Annotated in this window: 16 protein-coding genes and 1 pseudogene; 4 read left to right on the forward strand and 13 right to left on the reverse strand. The window is 70.7% G+C overall.

Annotated elements, in window-relative coordinates:
* Positions 1–8: 8 nt before the first annotated feature.
* Positions 9–1,517, reverse strand: a complete 1,509-nt coding sequence (locus AB0I51_RS24135) for a hypothetical protein (protein ID WP_362978292.1) — start codon at positions 1,515–1,517, stop codon at positions 9–11.
* Between the two features lie 243 nt (positions 1,518–1,760).
* On the opposite strand from AB0I51_RS24135, the gene AB0I51_RS24140 reads away from it, so the two are divergent.
* A complete protein-coding gene (locus AB0I51_RS24140) occupies positions 1,761–2,903 on the forward strand; it encodes an aminoglycoside phosphotransferase family protein (protein WP_362978294.1) in 1,143 nt (380 codons plus the stop codon).
* A 278-nt stretch (positions 2,904–3,181) separates the two neighbouring features.
* On the forward strand, positions 3,182–5,152 hold the full coding sequence (locus AB0I51_RS24145; protein WP_362978296.1) for a peptidoglycan recognition family protein: 1,971 nt from the start codon (positions 3,182–3,184) through the stop codon (positions 5,150–5,152).
* 7 nt (positions 5,153–5,159) lie between these two features.
* On the opposite strand, the gene AB0I51_RS24150 is transcribed toward AB0I51_RS24145, so the two are convergent.
* The 8 genes and pseudogenes from AB0I51_RS24150 to AB0I51_RS24185 all read right to left on the reverse strand — a co-directional run bounded on the left by AB0I51_RS24150 (position 5,160) and on the right by AB0I51_RS24185 (position 14,344).
* Positions 5,160–5,657, reverse strand: a complete 498-nt coding sequence (locus AB0I51_RS24150) for a hypothetical protein (RefSeq protein ID WP_362978298.1) — start codon at positions 5,655–5,657, stop codon at positions 5,160–5,162.
* Between the two features lie 128 nt (positions 5,658–5,785).
* Entirely contained in the window at positions 5,786–8,698 is a 2,913-nt protein-coding gene (locus AB0I51_RS24155; protein WP_362978300.1) for an AAA family ATPase, read from the reverse strand.
* A 155-nt stretch (positions 8,699–8,853) separates the two neighbouring features.
* Positions 8,854–9,770 (reverse strand): annotated as a pseudogene (locus AB0I51_RS24160) (universal stress protein).
* Positions 9,771–9,907: 137 nt separating this feature from the next.
* Positions 9,908–10,150 (reverse strand): DUF397 domain-containing protein, encoded by a 243-nt coding sequence (locus AB0I51_RS24165; RefSeq protein ID WP_019069076.1) that lies wholly within the window; start codon positions 10,148–10,150, stop codon positions 9,908–9,910.
* Between the two features lie 82 nt (positions 10,151–10,232).
* Positions 10,233–11,399, reverse strand: coding sequence for a thiolase domain-containing protein (locus AB0I51_RS24170; protein ID WP_362978302.1), 1,167 nt, complete (start codon positions 11,397–11,399; stop codon positions 10,233–10,235).
* Complete coding sequence (locus AB0I51_RS24175; RefSeq protein ID WP_362978304.1) at positions 11,396–12,442, reverse strand: thiolase domain-containing protein; 1,047 nt, start codon at positions 12,440–12,442, stop codon at positions 11,396–11,398. The genes AB0I51_RS24170 and AB0I51_RS24175 overlap by 4 nt, the downstream gene beginning before the upstream one ends.
* A gap of 17 nt (positions 12,443–12,459) precedes the next feature.
* Entirely contained in the window at positions 12,460–13,404 is a 945-nt protein-coding gene (locus AB0I51_RS24180; protein WP_362978306.1) for an OB-fold domain-containing protein, read from the reverse strand.
* 139 nt (positions 13,405–13,543) lie between these two features.
* Positions 13,544–14,344 (reverse strand): crotonase/enoyl-CoA hydratase family protein, encoded by an 801-nt coding sequence (locus AB0I51_RS24185; protein ID WP_362978308.1) that lies wholly within the window; start codon positions 14,342–14,344, stop codon positions 13,544–13,546.
* A gap of 167 nt (positions 14,345–14,511) precedes the next feature.
* On the opposite strand from AB0I51_RS24185, the gene AB0I51_RS24190 reads away from it, so the two are divergent.
* Positions 14,512–16,131, forward strand: coding sequence for an acyl-CoA synthetase (locus AB0I51_RS24190; RefSeq protein ID WP_362978310.1), 1,620 nt, complete (start codon positions 14,512–14,514; stop codon positions 16,129–16,131).
* A gap of 95 nt (positions 16,132–16,226) precedes the next feature.
* Positions 16,227–18,197, forward strand: a complete 1,971-nt coding sequence (locus tag AB0I51_RS24195) for a sulfatase (protein ID WP_362978356.1) — start codon at positions 16,227–16,229, stop codon at positions 18,195–18,197.
* Here the strand turns inward: AB0I51_RS24195 and AB0I51_RS24200 are convergent.
* The 4 genes from AB0I51_RS24200 to AB0I51_RS24215 form a co-directional block, all read right to left on the reverse strand.
* Positions 18,175–19,869, reverse strand: coding sequence for an alpha/beta hydrolase (locus AB0I51_RS24200; protein ID WP_362978312.1), 1,695 nt, complete (start codon positions 19,867–19,869; stop codon positions 18,175–18,177). The genes AB0I51_RS24195 and AB0I51_RS24200 overlap by 23 nt on opposite strands.
* A gap of 46 nt (positions 19,870–19,915) precedes the next feature.
* Positions 19,916–21,412, reverse strand: coding sequence for an acyl-CoA synthetase (locus AB0I51_RS24205; protein WP_362978314.1), 1,497 nt, complete (start codon positions 21,410–21,412; stop codon positions 19,916–19,918).
* 91 nt (positions 21,413–21,503) lie between these two features.
* Complete coding sequence (locus tag AB0I51_RS24210; RefSeq protein ID WP_362978316.1) at positions 21,504–23,069, reverse strand: acyl-CoA synthetase; 1,566 nt, start codon at positions 23,067–23,069, stop codon at positions 21,504–21,506.
* Complete coding sequence (locus AB0I51_RS24215; RefSeq protein ID WP_362978318.1) at positions 23,066–24,175, reverse strand: nitronate monooxygenase family protein; 1,110 nt, start codon at positions 24,173–24,175, stop codon at positions 23,066–23,068. Before AB0I51_RS24215 ends, AB0I51_RS24210 begins: the two co-directional genes overlap by 4 nt.
* Between the last annotated feature and the right edge of the window lie 69 nt (positions 24,176–24,244).

The following is a 24,244-nucleotide window of genomic DNA, read 5'->3' on the forward strand; positions in this document are numbered from 1 at the left end:
TGGATCACTTACGCCTGGGCACTGTTGGCGTTCCTGGTCCTCGCGCTCCTGGACTGTGTTCTGGGCAGGGCGAGTTTGATCTCCTCCCGCAGCTCGTGGATCCTCGGGTAGTTGGAGTACTGGGCGGTGAGCCGGTACATCTCGCGCAGCCGGTCCCAGGTGCGGTGGGAGGAGTTCGATCCCATCGAGGCCAGGGCCAACCGTGCGTACCTGTCGGCCTGTTCGGGGTCGTCGGCGATGAAGCAGGCGGAGGCCATCGACAGGAAGTCGAAGATCTTCGACCGCTGCCGTCCGTCGACCCGCAGTGCCAGGGCCTTCTCCGCGAAGTGCTGGGCGTGCACGGCCGCTCCCGGCTCGTGCTCGGCCAGGGTGCGGTAGGCCAGGGCCTGCATGCCGTAGAGGTCCTCCTCCTTGAACGTCTGCATCCAGCTCGGGGACGGTACGTCGCCGCGGTCGGAGACGAAGAGGTCCTCCGCCTGGCCGAGGGTGCGGCGCATGGCCTGGCCCTTGCCCATCGACGCCTGCGCCCAGGCCTCGACGGTGTAGAGCATCGCCCGGGTCCGCGGCAGCACCTCGTCGCCGGAACCGGTCTTGGCGAGTTTCATGAGGTCCAGCGCGTCGTCGGGCCGGCCGAGGTGCACCATCTGGCGCGCCGCCCGGGAGAGCGCCTCCCCGGCGCGGGGCCGGTCGCCGCCCTCACGGGCCGCGTGGGCGGCGATGACGAAGTACTTCTGGGCCGTGGGCTCCAGGCCGACGTCGTGCGACATCCAGCCCGCGAGTACGGCGAGGTTGGCGGCGACGCCCCACAGGCGCCGCTGCAGATCGGCGGGGTGCCGGTAGGCCAGCATGCCGCCCACCTCGTTGAGCTGTCCCACCACAGCCTTGCGTTGCAGCCCGCCGCCGCGGGCCGCGTCCCAGGCCCGGAACACCTGGACGGACTCCTCCAGTTCCTCGATCTCCTGCGACCCGATGGGGGCGGCCTCATAGCGGTCGAACCCAGCAGGGTCGGCGTGCAGGGGATCGTCGAACCGGGGAGCGTCGGCGGAGAGAGTCGGATCGGAGTGCAGCCATGCGTACATGGCGCTGCTGAGTGCGGAGCCTGCGGCGAGCGCGGCGCCCGCGCCCACCAAGCCGCGTCGGTTGAGCATGAGGTCCATTCCCGTGAATTCGGTGAGGACCGCAGCTGTCCGTTCGGGCGCCCACGGCACACCGTCGGGATGTTCCGCACTCCCGTCGTCGGGCCGTTTCCCCGTACGCCCGTGCCGGACCAGACCGAGGTCCTCGATGGTCACGACACGGCCGAGACGCTCGGTGAACAGGGCCGCCAGCACCCGCGGCACCGGATCGCGCGGGATCTCTCCCGTGTCGATCCAACGCCGTACCCGCGAGGTGTCGGTCGAGAGCTGGGGGTGGCCCATGGCCGCCGCCTGCCGGTTGACCAGCCGCGCGAGTTCGCCCTTGGACCAGCCGGCGAGGCCGAACAGGTCCGAGAGACGGGAGTTGGGTTGTCCGTTCACGTCAAGCCCCCAGGTTCTCGGCTGACTTGAACATAGCCCGGTGCGCCTTGCCGGGCGACTATTCGCCAGGGTTCGCCAGGGTGCGCCAGATGGTGTGCCACTGCGCATCTGGTGTCAGGTAGGAACGCGCCACCCCGACCCGGTCACCGAGGGACATTCCCCAGGATGCACCTGCGGGACCGGGCCGGGTAGCGCGCTTGCTTGGACAGGCACTGCAGGCACACGAAGGGATCTGTCTCTCCCATGTACACAGCATCGTCCTCCGTGTCCGCCCCGCCCCGGTCGCTGCACCCCCGCCCGGGCGCCGGCGGCCCCTACCTCGACCCGGCACGCCCGGCGGCCGGCCCCGTTCTCGGTGCGGGCAGGCCGCGGCGCGTTCCGGCGCTCGGCACCCAACCGCTCAGCGGGAGACTCGACTTGTCCGGCCCTCAGGGCGCCCAGCTGCGTACGGCGATCGCGTCGGTGCACCGGATCTGTCCGGAGTTCACTCCGGTGCAGGTGCTACGCCGCAACGGGCGCTCCGTGCTCCTGGTCGGAACGACCGGACGCAGCACGGCCGTAGCGAAGTGTTTACTGGACCACTCGCCCGCGTGGGCCGAGCGGGTCCGGCACGAGATAGCGGCGTACCGCTCGTTCGTCCGGCACCGTCCGCCGGTGCGGGTGCCGCGGCTGATCGCGGCGGATCCGGACAACTGCACGCTCGTCATCGAGCGGATGCCGGGCCGGGTGGCGGCGCTGCACCGGCACCCGGCGGAGGCCCCGCCGCGGGCGGACATCAGGGCGGCGCTCGGCGCGATCTGCCGGCTCAACGCGTGGCGGCCCCCGGCGGGCACCTTCGACGCTCCGTTGGACTACGCGGCCCGGATCTCCCGCTATCACGAGCTGGGGCTGCTCACCGACCGGGACATGGGAGACCTGCAGAAGCTGCTGCACGGCATCGCGCACTCGGCGGGCCGGCAGGGCATGGGCCAGTTCTGCCACGGCGACGCCCTGCTGTCCAACATCCTCCTCTCACCGGCCGGTCCAGTGCTGGTGGACTGGGAGCACGCGGGCTGGTACCTGCCGGGCTACGACCTCGCCACGCTGTGGGCGGTCCTCGGGGACGCGCCCGCGGCCCGGCGGCAGATCAGTCAGATCGCGCAGTCGGCGGGGCCGGCGTCGCGTGACGCCTTCCTGGTGAACCTGATGCTGGTGCTGACCCGGGAGATCCGCACCTACGAGATGGCCGTGCAGCGTTCGATGTACGACACGACCCCGGCGGCACCGGGAGCTGCCCACCCGGGTGCTGCGCCGTCCGGCGAGGAACAACGGCTGCTGCTGAGGCGGCTGCACGACGACTGCCAGATGGCCCGACGGGCCGTGCGTGCGGCGGTCGGCACTCGCTGACGGGGATGACGGTCCGCGGTGCGCCCTGCAGCGGCGCACCGCGGACCTTCGTGTGTCCCGGCCACCTGTGCCTCCGCCACGCACGACTCACCCATTGGTGTAGTCCACTGACGCCCCGCAGGCCCGAAAGCCGCCGCCACGAAACTCCTCGTATCCCCTGATGACAAGGGAAATCACCTCCCTCTGGGCATGATTGACGGATCGTCGGCCAGCCGGTACCACTGACGCACGCCCGGCCCCGAACGGATCGTCATACCCCACCGTCCCAGGAGGCTGCATTGCGAGGATCCTCGACCGACCCCACCCGCACTCCCGGGCACAGACGCGCGCGCAAAGCCGCCGGCGCGCTCGCCACCGCCGCCCTGCTGCTGCCCCTGCTGGGCGCGGCCCCCGCCGAGAACGCCACCGGCTCCGCCGCCTCCACCCTCCAGCGGGCGTTCGCCTCGGCGTCCGCCGAGTACCACGTGCCGCAGACCGTGCTGCTGGCCGTCTCCTACCTCCAGTCCCGCTGGGACACGCACGGTGGAGCACCGAGCGTGACCGGCGGCTACGGCCCGATGCACCTCACGGACGCGCACACCGCGCTCGCCACGACGGAGCACCTCGGCGAAGGCACCGAGGACCCGCGCGGTGACAGCGCCCGCGCGGCCCTGCACCCCACCGCGCAGCTCCCGGCGAACTCCCAACTCCCCGCTCGGCTCAGGACGTTGACGAAGGCGGCCGAGCTGACCGGGCTTCCGGCCGCCGCCCTCCGTAGCGACGGGACCGCGAATGTGGCGGGTGGCGCCGCGCTGCTGGCCGACGCCCAGCGGGGCCTGGGCGAGCCGCTGAGCGCGGACCCCGCCGAGTGGTACGGCGCGATCGCGCGCTTCTCCGGCGCGGACGACACCGCGACGGCCGCCGCCTATGCCAACGATGTCTACGACGTCATCCACACCGGCGAGCAGCGCACCACGGACGCCGGGCAGCAGGTCGCTCTGGCCGCGCAGCCCGAACTCGCCCCCGACACCGCGCAGTTGGCGGAAACCGGACTGCGCACCGTCTCCCCCGACGGCACGGAGTGCCCGAAGAAGGTGTCCTGCGAGTGGATCCCGGCGCCGTACTCCCAGTTCGGGGACAACGACTACGGCAACCACGACCTGGGCGACCGGCCCGCGTCGCAGAGCATCAAGTACATCGTCATCCACGACACCGAAGGCCAGTGGGACGGGGTCCTCAACCTGGTCCAGGACCCCACCTATGTGTCGTGGAACTACACGATCCGCTCCAGTGACGGTCTCATCGCCCAGCATGTGAAGGCCAAGGACGTGGCCTGGCACGCGGGCAACTGGTACATCAACGCCAAGTCGATCGGCATCGAGCACGAGGGCTTCCTCGCCGCGCCGGACGCCTGGTACACGGAGGCGATGTACCGCTCGTCGGCCCGTCTGGTGAAGTACCTGACGAAGAAGTACGGCATCCCGCTGGACCGGCAGCACATCCTCGGCCACGACAATGTACCCGGGCCGACCACGTCCACGGTCCCCGGGATGCACACGGATCCGGGCCCGTACTGGGACTGGGCCCACTACTTCGCCCTGCTGGGCCACCCCTTCGAGCAGACCGGGAAGAAGAGCGGCGGCATGGTGACGATCCGCCCCGACTACACCACCAACCAGCCGGTGTACACGGGCTGCGTCACAGCCGGCCAGCCGTGCGCGGTGCACGGTTCGAGCGAGGTCCGGCTGTACTCGGGGCCCGGCGAGACCTACCCCCTGATCAAGGACATCGGCCGCGGGACGACCCCGACCACGGGGGTCAACGACCTCTCCTCCCGGGTCTCCACCGGACAGCAGTACGCGGTGGCGGATCGTTCCGGCGACTGGACCGCGGTCTGGTACCTGGGCCAGGAGGCCTGGTTCAAGAACCCGAAGAAGCATCCGACGGCGATCGGGGCGGCCGGCTGGGTGATCACTCCGAAGGACGGTCTGGACAGCGTCCCCGTGTACGGCCGCGCCTACCCGGAGGCCTCGGCCTATCCGGCGGGAGTGCCCGTCCAGGCGGTGTCCCCGCTGCCGTACACCCTGCTCAAGGGCCAGAAGTACGTGGTCGGCGGCAAGGTGCCCGGCGAGTACTACTACGCGGTCACCTTCACCACCGACTCGCACAAGGTCGTCGTAGGAAAGGATCTCTACTACGAGATCCAGTACGGGCACCGGGTGGAGTTCGTACGGGCCGCCGATGTGACGCTGGAGCGGTCGGGCCGGTAGCCGGGCCTCAGCCCTGCTGGAACAGTTCCGCCGGGAGCGGTTTCAGCAGGGCGTAGAGGTCGTCCGTGATGGGGCGGTCCCAGGCGGCGATGGTGACCAGGACGTTGTCGCTGCGGTCGAACTGGACGCAGGAGATCCGGCTCTCGGAGAGCTTGAGGCGGCGCACGATCAGCAGGTTGTCGCCCTGCATCACCGGCATGTCCTCGGTGTCCACGACGGTCACCTCCTCATCGTTCTCCAGCGCGAGGAGCAGTTGCGCGACCTCGAAGGGGACCTCGTCCTCGGCGACGTCACGGGCCGGGGAGCCCTCCGGGAGGTTGCCGATGACCATCGCGGGGCCCCGGCCGCCGAACAGGTCGTACCGCAGGAACACGCCCTGGCAGGTGCCGTCGGGGGCGGGCAGCAGACCGGCGCCGAGGTTGCCGGGCCAGTCGCCCGGGTCCATGGCCAGCACATCGAATTCGGGGCCGGCGGGGGTGGCGCTGCGGCGGCGGAGGAACGACATGAAGACATGGTACGGGGTGCCGTTCGGCGATGGGGCCGTGGCCAGGTGCGGGTTCGTTGTCGGGTGCGGCTTGGCGGGTCTGGGCGCGCCCACGCGGCGGAGCCGCATATCGATACAGCCCCGCGCTCCTAAAGAACTCGGCCCTCCGTGGGCTTGATCAGTGCCGTTACCAGGCCTGTGCGGTCCGTTCCCAACTTTTGGTACGCCGCTGAGAGCAGGCGTACTGCCGCCTGTTCGTCCGTGTCCAGTTCTACGGCGATCTCGTGGTCGGTTCTGCCGTGCGCGGCCAGGGTCGCCGCTGTCCGCTCGTCGGTGGTGAGGGTGTCCGTCTCGGTGCTGTGGAGGCGGCGGGGGCGCAGGCCGGCGGCGGCGAGTTCGGCTCGGGTGGTGTCGGCGAGGCCGTCGGCGCCGCACTGGACGGCCGTGTCGAGGCCCCGGTAGAGGTAGTCGGCGGCTTCCCTGGAGCGGCCGGTGCGGCGGAGTTCGGTGCCGAGGGCGACCAGCGCGCACGCCAACTCGTAGGCGGCCGGGGAGCGTTCGAGGTGGGAGACGGACTCCTCCAGCAGCTTGGCGCGGTCCGAACCGGAGGAGACCTCGGCGGCGACGCGCAGGGCCTGGCCGATGGCGGACGGGGTGCCGAACTGGCGGGCGCGGGCGACCGCCTCGTGGGCGGTGGCGACAGCGCGTTCGGGGGTCTCGTGGCGCTCGGCGCGGGCCAGGTGGAGCTGCCACGGGCACCAGGCGGGGTTGCGGATGCCGCGTGGGTCGAGGCGGCGGCCGGCGGCTGCCAGCTCCTCGGCCGCGTCCTTGGTGAGGCCGCGGGCCAGCAGCAGTTCGCCGTACACGGTCTGGGCGTCGGGAAAGACGACGGCGGCCGGGAAGGGCTCCGCGAAGGCGTGGTCCTCGGCGAGCTGTGCGGCCTCCGCGACCCGGCCGCGGGCGAGCAGGACCTCGATGAGGATGCCGGTGCCGTACCAGTAGACGGGGGTGCCGGGTCCGACCCGTTCGGCGAGGCGCAGGCCCGCGCGGGCGAAGTCCTCGGCCTCGGCGAGCCGGCCGCGCCGGTAGCGGAGGTAGCCGAGGAGGGTGTAGCCGAAGGCCAGGTGGGCGCCGCGCCAGCCCTGTTGCTCGAAGTCGGCGATGCCGGTGGCGAACAGTTCCTCCGCGCGGCCCGGCCGGTCGCAGTACATGTGGGCGAGGGCCACCAGCACCGGTACTTCGAAGCCGCGGTCGGCCTCCGCCCAGCCGAGGCCGCCGTTGAGCGCGCGCTCGGCATGGTGGAGGGCCACATGCGCGGGTTCGCCACGGAGGACGGCGTCCCAGGTGCGCAGGCCGATGATGTACCGCTCGGTGAGGTCGCGGCCCTTGAGGCGGTCGGCGAGTTTGGTGAGGCGGCGGGAGCGCGAGGGGTGGTCGGGTTCGTCGGCGCGGAAGGCGTCCCACATGAACTGCTCGGAGAGCATGCGGAGTTTGACCCGGGCGTCGTCGGTGACGCGGATCTCGCGGGCGAGGGTGTCGGAGGCCTCGGCAAGGCGGTCGCTGTGGGCGAGGACCTGGGAGAGGCGGTAGACGATGTTCTGCCGCAGGCCCGCGTCGCTGATCGGCTCTTCGAGGGCGGCCCGGAGATGGTTGACGGTGGTCGCCGGTTCGGTGAGCAGGGAGGCACTGCCCAGTTCGTAGAGGACGGCGGCCCGGTCGTCGAAGGGCGGGGGCTCGCGCAGGGCGCGGGCGAGGTAGCTGCAGGCCGCGTCGGGGGCGCCCGCGCGCAGGGTTTCGCCCGCTGCCGCGCGGAGTTGCTGGACGACCCAGTTGTCGCCGTCGGGGTGGGTCTCCATGAGGTGGCGGGCGGCGGCGGAGGGGCCCTGGCCGTCGTTGATGACGCACCACGCGGCCTGGCCGTGCAGGGCCACGCGGACGCCGGAGGGGATGGCCCGGTAGACGGCGGTGGCGATGAGCGGGTGGACGAATTCGAGGGTGCCCGCGGCGGTCGGCGTACTGGTGAGGATGCGGGCCCCGCGCAGCGCCTCGGCGGCGTCGGCGGCTTCCTCGTGGCCGAGCCCGGCGACGGCGGCGGCGAGCGCCGGACGGGTCTCGGTGCCGAGCACCGCGCAGGCCCAGGCGAAGCGGACAGTGGAGGCGCCGAGGCGTTCGAGGCGGGTGAGGAGGCCGCTGCCCTTGACGGCGGCGGCGAGATCGCGCAGCAGGTAGGCCCCGGACTCGGTGGGGGTCAGGCCCCGGTCGTAGATCTTGGCGGTGAGTTCCACGGTCTCGAACGGGTTCCCGGCGGTGACCGCCCAGCACTCCTGGCAGAACGCGTCGTCGGCATGCTCGCCGAGCGTCTCGCGCACCAGGCCGGCGACGGCGTCGGCGCTGAGCGGTTCCAGGTCGAGGGGACGACCGCCGGCCCGGCCGGGCAGTCCCCTGAACGACTCGGCGTGGTCCGGGAGTTCGTCGGGGCGGTAGGCGACGACGACCAGGAGCGGGAGTTGTTCGGCGCGGGGCGCGAACGCGGCCAGCCAGCCCAGGGATTCGGGGTCGGCCCAGTGCGCGTCGTCGAGGACGAGGACCATCGGGGCGCGTTTCACCGCGAGGTGGGTGAGCACCCAGTCGAGGCCGTCGCGCAGGCCCTGCTGGTCGGGCGGGGAGCCTTCGGTGGGGGCGCGCAGACCGAGGGCCGGGCCGACGATGTCGTACCAACTCCCCAGCGCGGCGCGGAGATCGGCGTCGGCGGAGCCGGCGAACTGCGGTTGCAGCAGCTGGCGGGCGACGTGGAAGGCGACGCGCTGTTCCTGGTCGCCGCCTCGCGCGGACAGCACGGTGCAGCCCTGTGCGGCGGCGCGGCGGCGCACCTCGGTGAGGAGGGTCGTCTTGCCGATGCCGGCCCGTCCCGAGAAGGCGAGCAGGGCGCCACGGGGCCGGTGTCCCGGCTCGGCGCCGTCCGTGCGCAGGCCGGTGAGCTCGCCCAACGCGTCGTCCACGGCGAGGAGTTCACCCTCCCGTTCGAAGAGCGTCCTGTTGCCGCGTGCGCTCCGCTGTCCCATCCCATACCCCCTGCCACGGCGGGCGCGTCCGCGCGGGGAGCGAACGCATACCGTGAGCTACAGAGACCTCAGCGTACGCTTTCCGAAGGCGCGGCGACCTGTTAGTCGACGAAGGCGTACTGGTCAGTTTTCCGCGTGCGCGGTCCGGAGCGATCTCACTCCTCCAAGGCCTGCGGTGGCACGACCGCGACCGGGCTCGCCGCGTGCAGCAGGACGGCCTGGGTGACCGAGCCGATCAGCCGGGCCGGGGCCGGCAGTCGTCGGCGGTGACGGCCCACGACGGCGAGCTCCGCGTCCTTGGAGGCGGCGACGAGATGGCCGGCGGCGGCACCCGGTGCGACGTACGGCTCGACGCGGACGTCCGGATGGTCCTTGCGGTGCGGGCGAGTAGGGCCTCGGTGAGGACGCGGGTCTCGTTCTCGACGGCGTACTGGTCGATGACCGGCGGGACGAGTTCACCGGCGGCCACCCAGATCTGCGGCGGCCACGGATAGGCGGCGACGACCTGGAGGAGGGCTTCGCGCCGGGCGGCCTCGGCGAAGGCGAAGGCAAGGGTGGTGTCGTCGGGGCCGTCCACGTGCAGGCCGACGACCACCCGGGATCCGGGTTCTGCGGGGGTCTCGCCGTGGACCTCGCGTCCGGGCCGGGGCACCACGACGACGGGGCAGCCCGCGTCGCGGCCGGCGGCCATGCCGTTGGAGCCGAGCAGCAGGCCGGCGAAGCCGCCGCGGCCACGGGAGCCGAGCACCAACAGCTGTGCCGTGGCGGCCAGTTCGGGCAGTACGGCACCCGCCGCGCCCTACAGCCCGAGGTACTCCGTGACCGGCCGGTCGGGGCGCCCGTCGAGGTACCCACGGATCTGGCCGCGCACCTCGTCCTCGTCCGGGGCGGGCGGTCCGGCGGCCAGGACTCCGGGCGGCGTCCACGCGGCGGCGTACTGCCACACATGGACGACCCTCAGCGGCACCCCGCGTCCACGCGCGGCGTCGAGGGCCCAGTCCAGGGCGCGCAGGCCGCCGTCCGAACCGTCGACCGCCGCGATGACCGGCAGGCTGCTCTTGGGGGTGCTCATGGGGCTCCTGACCTCCGGAGTGAAGGGACCTTCCCCTCCGGGGCCAGCCCGGCTCAGCCGCCGGCTCCGGAAGGGCACTCAAGGTCGCGTGTCCGGAAGAACAGGTGGGACACCCTCCGGATCAGGTGAAACGCCCTTCAGGTCAGGTCGAACTCCCCTTCCCGCGCCCCCGACACGAACGCGCCCCATTCCGCGGGCGTGAAGATCAAGGAAGGGCTTTCCGGGCGGCCGCTGTTGCGCATCGCGATGAATCCCTCGACAAAGGCGATCTGGACATCCCCCAGTCCACGGCTCCCTGAATGCCACTCGGCGTCACTGAGGTCCAGCTCCGGCTTGTCCCAGCCCGCAAGCGGGTGCTGCTGGATGGTGCTCTCGGCCACGTCCGTGCTCCTCCCGGTTCGTCGTCCGCGGCCAGCCTAGCGATCGGTTTCTGATGCCAACAGGCCACGTGAGGGGGACCTTTCAGGAGGCGGGGGGTTCGCTGCCCACGAGCCACATCGAGAAGAACTGGGATCCGCCGCCGTAGGCGTGCCCGAGAACCCGCCGGGCCCCTTCCACCTGGTGTTCTCCGGCCTGGCCGCGCACCTGGAGGGCGGCCTCCGCGAAGCGGATCATGCCGGAGGCGCCGATCGGATTGGTCGAGAGCACCCCTCCTGACATGTTCACGGGAAGGTCGCCGTCCAGCTCGGTCACCCCCGACTCGGTGAGTTTCCAGCCCTCGCCCTCGTCGGCGAATCCGAGGTTCTCCAGCCACATGGGCTCGTACCACGAGAAAGGCACATACATCTCGACGGCGTCGATGTCCCGGCGCGGGTCGGCGATCCCCGCCTGCCGGTACACATCGGCCGCGCAGTCCTTGCCGGCCTGCGGCGACACACAGTCCTTTCCGGCGAACAGTGTGGGCTCGCTGCGCATGGCGCCGCCGTGCATCCAGGCCGCCGGGCGTGGGGCACGGGCCGCACCCGCCCGGTCGGTGAGGACCATCGCGCAGGCGCCGTCCGAGGAGGGGCAGGTCTCCGAGTAGCGGATCGGGTCCCACAGCATCGGCGAGGCCTGGACCTTCTCCAGGGTGATGTCGTGCTCGTGGAGATGGGCGTACGGGTTCTTCAGGGCGTTGCGCCGGTCCTTGTACGCCACCAGGGAGCCGACCGTGTCGGGCGCTCCGGTGCGCCGCATGTAGGCGCGCACATGCGGGGCGAAGAACCCTCCGGCACCCGCCAGCAGGGGCTGCTGGAAGGGGATCGGCAGGGACAGTCCCCACATGGCGTTCGACTCGGACTGCTTCTCGAAGGCAAGGGTGAGGACGGTGCCGTGCACCCGGGCCGCGACGAGGTTGGCGGCGACCAGGGCCGTCGACCCGCCCACCGAGCCGGCGGTGTGCACCCGCAGCATGGGCTTGCCCACGGCGCCCAGCGCGTCGGCGAGATACAGCTCGGGCATCATGACGCCCTCGAAGAAGTCCGGCGCCTTCCCGATCACGACGGCGTCGATGTCGGCCCACGTCAACTCGGCGTCGTCCAGGGCGCGTCGGGCCGCTTCCCGGACGAGCCCGGCGATCGACACGTCCCGGCGCGCGGCGACGTGCTTGGTCTGGCCGATGCCTACGACGGCCACGGGCTCCTTGCTCATCGCGGATCCCCTTCGAGTACGGCGACCAGGTTCTGCTGCAGACAGGGGCCGGAGGTGGCGTGGGCGAGGGCCCGGTCGGACTCGCCCCGGTGGATGCGGGCTGCGGCCTCACCGATGCGGATCAGCCCAGCGGCCATGACGGGATTCGCGGCGAGGGCTCCCCCGGACGGGTTGACGCGCACGTCGTCGCCGAGGCGCAGCGCCTTGCGCAGGACAACCTCCTGGGCGGTGAACGGCGCGTGCAACTCGGCGGTGTCCACGGGCCGTTCGAAGGCCCCGGCCTTCTCGGCGGCCAACCGGGTGGACGGCGAGTCGGTCAACTCCCGTACGCCCAGGCCGTGTGCCTCGATCCGGTGGTCGATACCCCTGATCCAGGCGGGCCGTTCGCACAGTTCGCGGGCCCGGTCCCCGGCCGCGAGGATCACGGCGGCGGCTCCGTCGCCGATCGGCGGGCAGTCGCCGGTGCGCAGCGGCCGTACGACGTAGTCCCCTTGCGGGACCGAACCCCGCACCTGGGCATGGGAGTTGGCGCTCGCGTCGGTCCGGCTGCGGGCCGCGACGGCGGCGAGCGCGGGTTCGTCGGTGTCGCCCGCGTCGATGAGGGCCTGCGCCTGGAGGGCGGCCAGGGCGATCGAGTCCGGCCAGAGAGGGGCGACGTAGTACGGGTCGAGCTGCCGGGTCAGGACGTCGCGTACGGAGCCGGGGGACGACTTGCCGTACGAGTAGACGAGCGCGGTGTCGGCGTCACCGGTCAGGAGTTTGGTCCAGGCCTCGTAGAGCGCCCAGGCGCCGTCCATCTCGACGTGCGACTCGGAGATCGGCGGCCAGGCACCGACGCCGTCGAGGGCGAGGGTGAAGGAGAAGGCCCGGCCGGCGAGGTAGTCGCTGGAGCCGGAGCAGGTGAAGTCGATGTCGGCGGTCTTGAGGCCGGTCTGTTCCAGTACGCCGTGCAGGACCGGCATGAGCATCTCCACCTCGGAGAGCTCGTCGGTGGTGCGCCGGTGGTCGGTCTGCGCGAAGGCGACGACGGCGATCTCACGCATCGCGGCAGCTCCATGCATCACAGCAGCTCCTTGTAGGCGTCGTAGTCCGCGTCGGGCTCGCCGGTCGGCCGGTAGTGGTCCGGATAGCGACCGCCCTCGCTCCACACCGCCTCGACGCGCAGTCCCATGCGCACCTGGTCGTACGGGATGCCGCCGATCCGTCCGTGCAGCGCGAGGTCGGCTCCGTCGAGGGCGATGTGCGCGTAGACGTACGGCACCTCGATGTCGAGGTTCTTCGCCTTGATGTTGACGATGCAGAACGTGGTGACAGTGCCGCGCGGCCCCACTTCGACATGTTCCGCCGTGGCGACACCACAGGTGGGACACGCACCCCTCGGCGGGACGTACACCTTGCGGCAGGAGGGGCAGCGTTCGCCGACGGTGCGCCGTTCGGAGAGCGCGTGGATGTAGTCGGTCTGGGCGCGGCCGGGCGAGTAGACGTAGTCGAGGCGGGCGGGAGCCACGATGCCGGTGACCATGTTCTCGAACTCGCCGGTGTGGTCGGCTGGTTGACGCGTCTCGTCGCCGTCGTACGGCTCGAAGCAGGCGATGTCCGTGATGGCGCCGGTACGTTCCTCGGCCCAGCGCACGCGGACACGCATGCCGGTGCGTACGGCGTCGGGGCCGGGGGCGTCGAGGGCGTGCAGGAGGGCGGTGTCGGCGCCGTCGAGACGGACCAGGACCCAGGCGAACGGGGTGTCGAGGGGCTGACCGCGGCGGGGTTCGTGGTTCCAGGCCCAAGTGGTGACCGTGCCGGTGGGGGCGACCTCGACCAGGTCGCGGATCTCCTCGGCGGTGACGGGGTCGTACTCGACGGGCGGCACAAGGGTCCGACCGTCGCCGGTCTTCACCCCGAGCACCACGCGCTCACGCAGCCCGGTCAGGAAGGCGCTCTGAACGGGGCCGAGGGAGCGGGTGAACGGGAATTCAAGGACCAGGGGCGCTTTGAGCACTTCGGGCACAGCATCTCCTAGGACTGAAAAGTTCGGGCCACGCATCCCCACCCAGGGGCGCGGGGCTGTGTCGTATGTGCGGCTCCGCCGCGTGGGCGCGCCCAGCCACAACGAACCCGCAGACACAAACCGGCCTCTTGGCGGAGCACTACGCCCGCTTGTAAACAGGCGCCCGCTTCTCCGCAAAGGCACGCGCCCCCTCCTTCGCATCGGCGGTGTCGAAGATCGGCCACCCGCGCTTGAGTTCGGCGGCCAGCCCGTCCGTCTCGGTCAGCTCCGCGGTCTCGTACACCGACGCCTTGACCGCCTCGACCGCCAACGGCCCGCACCCATTGACGAGTTCGGCAATCTCCAAAGCCTTGGCGAGAGCCGTCCCGTCGGGGACGACGTGTCCGATCAGACCGACATCCGCCGCCTCCCGCGCGCTGTACGGGCGTCCGGTGAGCAGCATCTCCAACGCATGGGTGCGGGGAATCTGCCGCTGGAGACGGACAGTCGAGCCGCCGATGGGGAAGAGCCCGCGTTTCACCTCGAAGAGCCCGAACGTCGCCGACTCCCCGGCGACCCTGATGTCCGTCCCCTGGAGAATCTCCGTGCCGCCGGCCACGCAGTACCCCTCGACGGCCGCGATCACCGGCTTGCGGGGCCGGTGATGCCGCAGCATCGCCTTCCAGTGCAGGTCGGGGTCGGCGGTAAGCCGCTCGCGGTACTGCTGGCCCTCCATGCCTTTTCCGGCAAGGGCCTTGAGGTCCATGCCCGCGCAGAACGCGCCACCCGCACCGGTCAGCACGATCGACCGGATCTCGTCGTCCGCGTCGGCCTCGATCCAGCCGTCGTACAGGCCGACCAGCATCGGCAGCGAGAGCGCGTTCTTGGCCTCGGGCCTGTTGAGCGTGAGCACCAGTGTGGCGCCTTCGCGCCGCACGGCCAGGTGTTCCGTACCGCCCATTGCCGTCCTCCCGTCGCCGTACCGCCTCCGGAACGAGAACAGGTTGCAGGAGGCGCCCTGCCAGTACAAGAGGTTTCTGACACTCAGTCAGATTTCTTCTGCGCGGACCCTTCACAGTTGCCGCGCCCTTTGCTCTGATGACCGGCGAACCGACGTCAGGAGGAGTGGTGGAGTACAACATTGCCGACCTGTTCGAGTCGGTCGTCGACGTGGTCCCGGACCGCGAGGCGCTCGTGTACATCGACCACCCGGGCACGGGCGCGGAACGCCGCCTGTCCTACGCGGAGTTGGACGCGGCGGCGAACCGCATCGCCCACCATCTGATCGATGCCGGGATCCGTCCGGGTGAGCACCTGGGGCTCCATCTCTACAACGGCGTCGAGTACCTGCAGACGGTGCTGGGCTGCCTGAAGGCGCGGGTCGTGCCGGTCAATGTCAACTACCGTTATGTCGAAGAGGAGTTGGTGTACCTCTACCGGGACGCCGATCTCGTCGCGCTGGTATTCGACACGGAGTTCACCGCGCGGGTGGCCGCCGCGCTGCCACGCGCGGAGAAGCTTCGGCACCTGGTACGGGTGGGGGCACCGGCCCAAGGCGCCCCGGAGGTAGCGGCCGTGGCCTTCACGGACGCGGAGGCCACCGGGTCTCCCGGGCGGGGATTCCCGGACCGTTCGGGCGACGACCAGTTCATCATCTACACCGGCGGCACGACCGGCATGCCCAAGGGCGTGATGTGGCGCCAGGAGGACCTGTTCTTCTCGGGGCTCGGCGGTGGCGCGCCGACCGGCGAACCCGTGAAGACACCCGAGGAGTTGGCCGAGCGGGTGGCGGCCCGCGGGGCGGGGATCACGTTCTTCCCCACTCCCCCGCTGATGCACGGCACCTCCACCCTCACCGCGTTCATCGGCTTCAACTTCGGCCAACGCATCGTGATCCACCGCAAGTTCGTGCCTGAGGAGGTGCTGCGGACCATCGAGAAGGAGAAGGTCACCAGCATCTCCCTGGTGGGCGACGCGATGCTGCGGCCGCTGATCGACGCCCTCAACGGGCCAATGAAGGGCACGGACTGCTCGTCGGTGTTCAGTGTCTCGTCGTCGGGCGCGATCATGTCGGAGACGGTGCGCCGGCAGTTCCAGGAGCTGCTCCCGAACACGATGCTGCTGAACAACTACGGTTCGTCCGAGTCCGGCTTCAACGGCACGGCGACGGCCGACTCCGGGGCCGGGCAGTCCTTCCGTATCCGGGTCAACTCCCGTACTCAGGTGGTCGATCCGGCCACGCACGAGCCGGTCGCCGTCGGCGAGATCGGCCGGGTCGCGCAGTGCGGCCATGTGCCCCTCGGCTACTACAACGACGAGCGGAAGACCGCCGAGACCTTCTTCGAGAAGGACGGACGGCGGTGGGTCCTGCTCGGCGACATGGCGACCGTGGACGAGGAGGGCGTCGTCACGGTGCTCGGCCGTGGCTCGCAGTGCATCAACACCGGTGGGGAGAAGGTGTATCCGGAGGAGGTCGAGCAGGCGCTCAAGTCGCATCCGGACGTCTACGACGCGCTCGTGGCCGGGGTGCCGGACGCGAAGTGGGGCAATCACGTGGCCGCCGTCGTCGAGTTGCGCGCGGGTGCGGTACGGCCGTCGCTGGACGACATCCAGACGCACTGCCGTTCCCAGCTCGCCGGGTACAAGATCCCCCGACAGTTGGTGATCGCGGAGACGATCCAGCGGTCGCCGAGTGGCAAGGCGGACTACCGGTGGGCGCGGGAGGTGGCCGTCTCCGCAGCTCAGTGAGTCAACAGTGGGTCAACAGGCAGGCCGGATTGAACTGGCGGTAGCGTGCGACCGTACTGGTGGTGACGGATCTGGTGGCCCGGGCCAGGTACGCCATGCCATCACCGGGCTCAGCACGGAAGGACGTTCGGGTGCCGCTCTTCACTCGCTCTCACCCATTGGCGCAGCAGAAAGCCACCGGGGAGACCGACTCGACAGCGGCGACGGAGGCCGCCGCACCAGCCGATCCACAGGGCCCACCCGAGCCACACGACTCGGCGGACACGTCCGGGCAACTCGAAGCGGTCGACGCACCCGAGACGGCCGCCGAGTCCACGGGCCCCGCGGAATCCGACGAGCCCTCCGAGCCGGTGGAGCCCACGGCCTCCGAGGCGGAATCCGCCGCCGACTCCGCCGAGCGGTCGTCTCAACTTCCGCCCCGCGCCGGTTGGTTCGGCTGGCGGACTCGTTACCCCCGTACCGCACGTGCCGTGGGGGTGGGCACGACCGTACTGGCCGGTGTGCTGCTCTTCGTCGCGCTGCTCGTGCCCGACCGCCTCGACCGGATCACTCCCCAGTCGTTCTTCCGCTTCCCGGTCGAGGCGATCGTGCTCGCGATCGTCCTGCTCGTGCTGCCCGCGAAGGCACGGCGGATCGTGGCCGTCGTCCTGGGGGCGTTCGTCGGGCTGTCCACGGTCCTGAAGTGCCTCGACATGGGCTTCTACCAGACCCTGGCCCGGCCGTTCGACCTGGTCTTCGACTGGGTCCTGCTGAGCGACGCGGCGGACTTCCTGAAGGACTCGGTCGGCCGCTCGGGCGAGGTGCTCGCGATCGTCGGGGTGATCGTGGCGCTGATCGCCGTGCTGGCGGGGAGCGCGCTGGCGATGGTGCGGCTGTCGGACGTGATGGCCAGGCACCGCCCCATGGCGGTACGCACCACACTCGTCCTCGGTGTCGTGTGGATCATGTGCTTCACGCTGAGCTTCCAGGTGGGCGGCGTCACGCTCGCCACGAAGGGCTACAGCACGTTCCTCGCCAACCGGGTGCAGTACGTCCGCGAGGGGCTGGGCGACGCCGACGTCTTCAAGAAGCAGCTCAACGTCGACGCCTTCGCCAAGACCCCGCCGAACCAGCTGCTGACCGGCCTGCGCGGCAAGGACGTGCTGTTCACCTTCATCGAGAGCTACGGCCGGGTCGCGATCGACGATCCGACGATGGCACCGGAGATGGACGCGACGCTGAAGGCGGGAGACGCCCGGCTCAAGGCGGCCGGCTTCGCCTCGCGCAGCGGCTGGCTCAGGTCGCCCGTCACGGGCGCCGGCAGCTGGCTCGCCCACTCGACGTTCCTGTCCGGCCTGTGGGTCAAGAACCAGCAGCGGTACCGCACCGTGACCACCAGCACCCGCGCGACCCTGACCAGCTACTTCCAGAAGACCGGTGCCTGGCGCACGGTCGGCATCGTCCCCGGTGTGCGCAAGGCCTGGCCCGAAGGCAAGTACTTCGGCCTCGACAACATCTACGACTCCACCCACCTCGGATACAACGGCCCGTACTTCAGCTGGACGCCGGTACCGGACCAGTTCAGCCTGCAGTCCTTCGAGGATCTGGAGTACGGCAAGAAGAACCGCGACCCGATCATGGCGGAGATCATCCTCGCCTCCAGCCACAACCCCTGGTCCCCCATCGCCCACACGATCCCCTGGAACCAGCTCGGGGACGGCACGATCTTCAACCAGATCAAGAAGGAGGGCACCAACCCGACGGAGGTCTGGAAGAGCGCCAAGCGCGTGCGCACCGAGTACCGCAAGGCCATCCAGTACTCCGTGGACAGCCTGACCCAGTGGATGCAGCGCTACGGCAACAAGAACACCGTCCTCGTCTTCCTCGGCGACCACCAGCCCGTCCCGACAGTCACCGGAGGCACCTCCGACCGGGATGTGCCGATCACGATCGTCGCGCACGACCCGAAGGTGCTGGACAAGATCTCCAGCTGGAACTGGACGGACGGGCTCAAGCCGGCGGACAACGCACCGGTGTTGAGCATGGACAAGTTCCGGGACCGCTTCATGACGACATTCGCGAAGTGACGGTCGCCGTCCGGTCGTCGCCCGCCTCCCCGCTTCGCTCCGCGAGGAACTGCTCCACCACCGCCAGGAATTCCGCCGGCCGGTTCTCGTGCACGAGATGTCCGGCGTCGACGGTCACCAGGCGGGCGTCGGGGATCCGTTCGGCGACCGCAACGACCCGGTCCTGAGGAACCCCGCTGGTGGGACCACCCGCGATCACCAGCGTGGGCACGGTGATCCGCCCCATGTGGTCCCACCACATGGGGTCGGGGTGGTTCGCCCGGCCGTCGGTTGCCTCGATCATGGCCCAGTCGAACGGCAGCTTCCCCGCGGGGCGTTCGGTGGGCGGCCTCGGCGGATCGAAGGGGATCGGCGCCGGCACATCCTCCAGGACCAGTCGCCGTACGACGTCGGGCGCCTCCTGCGCGAGCAGGTACGCGACGATGCCGCCCAGCGAATGGCCGATGACGTCGGCCCGTTCGATCCCGAGGACGGTGAGGAGCGCGCGGATGTCGTCCCGCATCGCCTCGTACGCGTACACGTCGGCCGTGGCTCCCGGCGCGGTGCCGGGCCAGTCGCTGCCTCCGTGGCCGCGCAGGTCGGGGGCGTACACGCGGCGCGGGTCGGGTCCGGCGGCGAGCCGTTCTGCGATCCGCGTCCAGTCGGTGCCGTCGGCGCCCCGGCTGTGGAGCAGGAGGACGGGCGGCTCCTCCTCGGGGCCCCAGGCGCGAAGGGCGAGGTCGATGCCGTTCGCCTTGACGGTACGGATCTCGGTGTCCATGCCGGGAACGTAACCGCTGCGGCACCGGTCCCGCCCCTGCTCTGCCGAGGGCAGAACCGCACCGTCCGCGTCGAGAAACGCGACGACACGGCGCACGAACCACTCCGGATCGTCCAACCACGGATAGTGACCGGCGCCCGGCTGCACCACCGAGGTGGCGTTCCGGAACACATCGGCGCTGCGACGGGCGAGCTCGGGCCGTGGACCGCCGTCGAGTTCACCCGCGAGAACCAGCACAGGTGCGGGCAGCCGGCCGAGGGCGGCCCGCAGGACCGGTGGGTCGAAGGCGCCCTCGGAGAAGTACCGGTCGGCGGCTTCGTCGTTGGTCTGTTCGTCTTCGAGCGCGGAGTTCTGTTCGGCGACGGCATCCCAACGGCCGTAGAAGAAGGGCTCGAAGACGGGGTCGAAGTCGGCGGTGCCCGCGAGCCACGCCTCGAATGCCGGGAACGCCTCCTCGAACCACGGTTCGCCCTTCCGCAGCCGGGCGGCGGCGAGCCGTGCCTCGGGCGTGGCCGGCATGCCCAGCGCCCAGGGGGTGGCGGTGATCAGTGCCAGGCGTGTCACCCGCCCGGGGTGGCGGGCCGCGTACAACATCGCGAGACTGCCGCCCGCCGAGTGCGCGAGCAGATCCAGGTGGTCCAGACCCATGTGGGCTCGCAACACCTCGACGTCGTCGACCAGTCGGTCGCAGCGGTACGTCTCCTCGTCGGCCGGCGCCGCGGAGTCACCGGTGCCCCGCAGATCCAGCAGGATCAGCCGTCGGTGCGCGGTCAGTCCTCCCAGGTCGCCGAGGTAGGCGGAGGCCCGCATGGGCCCACCGGGCAGGACGATCAGCGGCTTGCCCTCACCCCGTACGTGGTAGGCGAGTTCGGTGCCGTCGGTGGCGGTGAAGGTGCCGGTCACGGTCTGCATGACGGTAGATCCTCACGGCCGACCGGGCGTGGGCGCAAGACGAGGCTCAGCCGTCGAACCGCTCCCGCAACTCCCGCTTGAGGATCTTTCCGCTGGCGTTCCGCGGCAGCTTCTCCACGAACACGACCCGTTTCGGTGCCTTGAAGTGGGCGAGCTTCTCGCGGGCGTGGTCGATGAGTTGGGCCTCGGTGACCTCGCCGCACGGGACGACGACCGCGGTGACGGCCTCGATCCAGCGGTCGTCGGGGAGGCCGATCACGGCGACCTCGGCGACGCCCTCGTGGGTGTAGAGCGCGTCCTCGACCTGGCGTGAAGCGACCAGTACGCCACCGGAGTTGATGACGTCCTTCACGCGGTCGACGACGGTGAAGAAGCCGTGCGCGTCCCGTACGGCGAGGTCGCCGGAGTGGAACCAGCCGTCGCGGAAGGCGGCAGCCGTCTCCTCGGGCTTGTCCCAGTATCCCTCGCACAACTGCGGTGAGCGGTAGACGACTTCGCCCTGTGTGCCGTCGGGTACGTCCTTGCCGTCCTCGTCGACCACACGCGCGTCCACGAAGAGGACCGGACGTCCGCAGGAGTCCAGCCGGCCCTTGTGCTCGTCGGGGCCCAGGACGGTGGCCAGCGGGCCGATCTCGCTCTGTCCGAAGCAGTTGTAGAAGGCCAGCTCGGGAAGGCGCTCGCGCAACCGTTCCAGGACGGGTACCGGCATGATCGACGCACCGTAGTACGCCTTGCGCAGGCCGCTCAGGTCGCGGGTCGCGAAGTCAGGGCGGTTCGCCAGGCCGATCCACACGGTGGGCGGGGCGAACAGACTGTCCACCCGCCCGGCCTCGATCAGGTCCAGGAGCCGGTCGCCGTCGGGCGCGTCGAGGATGAGGTTGGTGGCGCCGACCGCCAGGTACGGCAGCAGGAACACGTGCAGCTGCGCCGAGTGGTACAGCGGCAGCGCGTGCACGGGCCGGTCCCCGGCGCTCAGGTCCAGGGCGGTGATCGCGCTCAAGTACTCATGCACCAGGGCCCGGTGGGTCATCATCGCGCCCTTGGGGAGCGCGGTCGTGCCCGAGGTGTAGAGCAGCTGCACCAGGTCCTCGGTGCGCGGCTCGGGACCGTCGTACGGCGGCGCGGACACGAGCCGCTCCAGCAGCGAGCCGTCCGCGTCCCGCAGCGGCAACGTCCTCACGTCGTCGGGCAGTTGACCGGCGAGGTCGGGATCGGTGAGCACCAGCGCGCTGCCGGACTGGCCGACGATGTACGCGAGGTCCTCGCCGGTGAGGTTCTGGTTGACCGGCACGTGCACGAGGCCCGCGCGGGCGCAGGCCAGGAAGCCGATCAGGTAGGCGTCCGAGTTGTGGCCGTAGGAGCCGACCCGGTCGCCCGGTGCGAGGCCCTGGTCGAGGAGCACGCTCGCCGCGCCGGAGACGGCGTCGTCGAGTTCCTGGTACGTCCAGGAGCGCTCGCCGTAGTCCACCGCCACGCGGGCGGGAGTGCGCCGGGCACTGCGTCGCAGTACCCCGTCAACAGTGCTGCCGTGTCCGGGCGTCATGACACATGATCCTCGGGCCGGCGCCCGGGCGGGTCAAGCCGGGTGGCCGAGGTGGGCCCGGCCCACATGTGCCGGGCCCGTACAGGCGCACTCACATGGGCCGTGCATGCCCCTCCCAGTACGGGTCCCGCAGCCGCCGCTTGTACAGCTTGCCGTTGGGGTCGCGGGGCATCTCGGTGATGAAGTCGATGCTCTTGGGCCGCTTGTAGCCGGCGAGTTGCTCGGCGCAGTGGTCGAGGAGCGCGGCGGCGAGGTCCGGGTCCGGCTCGTACCCCGAGGACGGTTCGACGACGGCCTTGACCTCCTCGCCCCAGTCGTCGTGCGGAATGCCGAAGGCGGCGGCGTCGGCGACGGCGGGGTGGGCGAGGAGCGCTGACTCGATCTCGGCCGGGTAGATGTTGACGCCGCCGGAGATGATCATGTCGATCTTGCGGTCGCGGAGGAAGAGGTAGCCGTCCTCGTCGAGGAAGCCGAGGTCGCCGACGGTGAAGAAGTCGCCGATCCGGTTGTTCCTCGTCTTGGCCTCGTCCTTGTGGTAGGCGAAGCCGCCGGTGCTCATCTTCATGTAGACGGTGCCGAGTTCACCGGGCGGGAGCCGGTTGCCGTCGTCGTCGAAGACCGCGAGTTCGCTGATGGGCCAGGCCTTGCCGACCGTGCCGGGCTTCTTCAGCCAGTCCTCCGCGGTTGCGAAGGCACCGCCGCCCTCGCTGGCCGCGTAGTACTCCTCCACACAGTCGCCCCACCACTCGATCATGGCCCGCTTCACATGGTCGGGGCACGGGGCGGCGCCATGGATGGCGTGCCGCATGGACGAGACGTCGTAGCGCGCCCGTACGTCCTCGGGGAGGGCGAGGAGGCGGTGGAACTGGGTCGGAACCATGTGGGTGTGGGTGCACTTCTCGCGGTCGATGAGGCGGAGCATCTCCTCCGGGGTCCACTTGTCCATCAGGACCAGGCGGTGCCCGATGTGCAGGCTGGCGCCCGCGAACTGGAGGACGGCCGTGTGGTACAGCGGCGAGCAGACCAGGTGCACGTTGCCGTCGAACGGCCTGATGCCGAAGATGCCGAGGAAACCGCCGAGGTACGCCGACTCGGGTGGCTTGCCCGGCAGGGGGCGGCGGATGCCGCGGGGGCGGCCGGTGGTGCCGGAGGTGTAGTTCATGACCCAGCCGAGCGTGCGGTCCGCGGGCGCCGACTCCGGTTGTCCTTCGAGGAGTTCGGGGTACGGCCGGAAGCCCTCGACCGTGCCGACCGCGTACCGGTGGGTGGCGGGGAGGCCGGCCTCGTCGGCGGCCTGGCGGACGGGCTCGGCGAACCGCTCGTGCGCGATGAGCACCTTGGCGCCGGAGTCGGCGACGATCCAGGCGATCTCCGGTGCGACGAAGTGGTGGTTGACGGGGACGAGGTAGAACCCGGCCTGGGTGGCGGCCAGATGGGCCGTGAAGAACTCGACACCGTTGGGGAGGACGACGGCGAAGACGTCACCGCGTTCGAGTCCGGCGGCGCGCAGGCCGTGCACGAGCTGGTTGGCGGCGGCGTGCAGGCGGCCTGCGGTCCACTCCTCGCCGTCGGGTGCGATCAGGACGGTGCGATCGGGGTCCTGGGCCGCCTGGGCCCAGAAGCCCGCGGGAGGTGTGCTCTCCCCCTGTGTGCTCACTGGCCGCTCCTTCCGGCGATGCGGTTGATGCGGGCGACGGCCTGCTCGAAGCCGCGCGTGAGGTCGTCGAAGACGGCCTGGACACTGCGTTCGCTGTTCATCCGGCCGACGATCTGGCCGACCGGGGTGCCGAGCAGTGGTTCGACCTCGTACTTCTGGATGCGCGAGACGGCCTCGGCGACGAGCAGTCCCTGCAGCGGCATGGGGAGGGTGCCCGGGCCGTCCGGGTCGTCCCAGGCGTCCGTCCACTCGGTGCGCAGCTGTCGGGCCGGTTTCCCGGTCAGGGCGCGGGAGCGGACGGTGTCGCCGGACCCGGCGGCGAGCAGTTTGCGGGTAACGCCGGGCGAGTGCATGTCGGCTTCCGTGGTGGTCAGCCATATGGAGCCCAGCCACACACCCTGGGCGCCGAGGCTGAGCGCGGCGGCCACCTGCTGTCCGCTGCCGATGCCGCCCGCAGCGAGTACCGGCAACGGGTCGACGGCGTCGACGACTTCGGGCGTGAGCACCATGGTCGCGATCTCGCCGGTGTGTCCGCCCGCCTCGTAGCCCTGGGCCACGACGATGTCGATGCCGCCCTCCGCGTGCTTGCGGGCGTGCCGGGCGCTGCCCGCGAGCGCGGCGACCAGTACGTCCTGGTCGTGGGCGCGGGCGACGACGTCGGCCGGTGGGGAGCCCAGCGCGTTGGCGAGCAGCTTGATCGGGTAGTCGAAGGCGACGTCGAGCTGATTGCGGGCGACCTGTTCCATCCACCCGGTGATGCGCCAGCCGGACGCCTCGCCCTCGGCGAGTTCGGGCACGCCGTACTTGGCCAGGGTCTCGGTGACGAACTTTCGGTGGCCTTCCGGGATCATCGCCTCGACCTCGGCCTCGGTGACCCCTTCGACCTTCTTCGCCGGCATGACGACGTCGAGGCCGTACGGCATCCCGTCGACGTGCGCCTCCAGCCAGTCGAGGTCGCGCTTGAGGTCGTCCGGGGCGGTGTAGCGGACCGCGCCGAGCACTCCGAACCCGCCGGCCCGGCTGATGGCCGCGGCGACGGCGGGGAACGGCGTGAAGCCGAAAATGGCGTGCTCGACTCCCAGTTTCTTGCTCAACTCCGTCTGCATGGGCGCAGAATGCCGCAGTCCTCCGGACGACGGAAGGCCTTTTCTGATGCTCCGTCAGATTTTCCCGAC

Source organism: Streptomyces sp. NPDC050549 (assembly GCF_040655035.1).
GTDB lineage: Bacteria > Actinomycetota > Actinomycetes > Streptomycetales > Streptomycetaceae > Streptomyces.

What these genes read in the sequence shown, in the direction of transcription:
- AB0I51_RS24140 (WP_362978294.1), top strand. Translation starts at nt 1,761, where the DNA reads ATGTACACAGCATCGTCCTCCGTGTCCGCCCCGCCCCGGTCGCTGCAC.
- AB0I51_RS24150 (WP_362978298.1), bottom strand. Translation starts at nt 5,657, where the DNA reads ATGTCGTTCCTCCGCCGCCGCAGCGCCACCCCCGCCGGCCCCGAATTC.
- AB0I51_RS24155 (WP_362978300.1), bottom strand. Translation starts at nt 8,698, where the DNA reads ATGGGACAGCGGAGCGCACGCGGCAACAGGACGCTCTTCGAACGGGAG.
- AB0I51_RS24170 (WP_362978302.1), bottom strand. Translation starts at nt 11,399, where the DNA reads ATGAGCAAGGAGCCCGTGGCCGTCGTAGGCATCGGCCAGACCAAGCAC.
- AB0I51_RS24175 (WP_362978304.1), bottom strand. Translation starts at nt 12,442, where the DNA reads ATGCGTGAGATCGCCGTCGTCGCCTTCGCGCAGACCGACCACCGGCGC.
- AB0I51_RS24185 (WP_362978308.1), bottom strand. Translation starts at nt 14,344, where the DNA reads ATGGGCGGTACGGAACACCTGGCCGTGCGGCGCGAAGGCGCCACACTG.
- AB0I51_RS24195 (WP_362978356.1), top strand. Translation starts at nt 16,227, where the DNA reads ATGCCATCACCGGGCTCAGCACGGAAGGACGTTCGGGTGCCGCTCTTC.
- AB0I51_RS24200 (WP_362978312.1), bottom strand. Translation starts at nt 19,869, where the DNA reads ATGCAGACCGTGACCGGCACCTTCACCGCCACCGACGGCACCGAACTC.
- AB0I51_RS24205 (WP_362978314.1), bottom strand. Translation starts at nt 21,412, where the DNA reads ATGACGCCCGGACACGGCAGCACTGTTGACGGGGTACTGCGACGCAGT.
- AB0I51_RS24215 (WP_362978318.1), bottom strand. Translation starts at nt 24,175, where the DNA reads ATGCAGACGGAGTTGAGCAAGAAACTGGGAGTCGAGCACGCCATTTTC.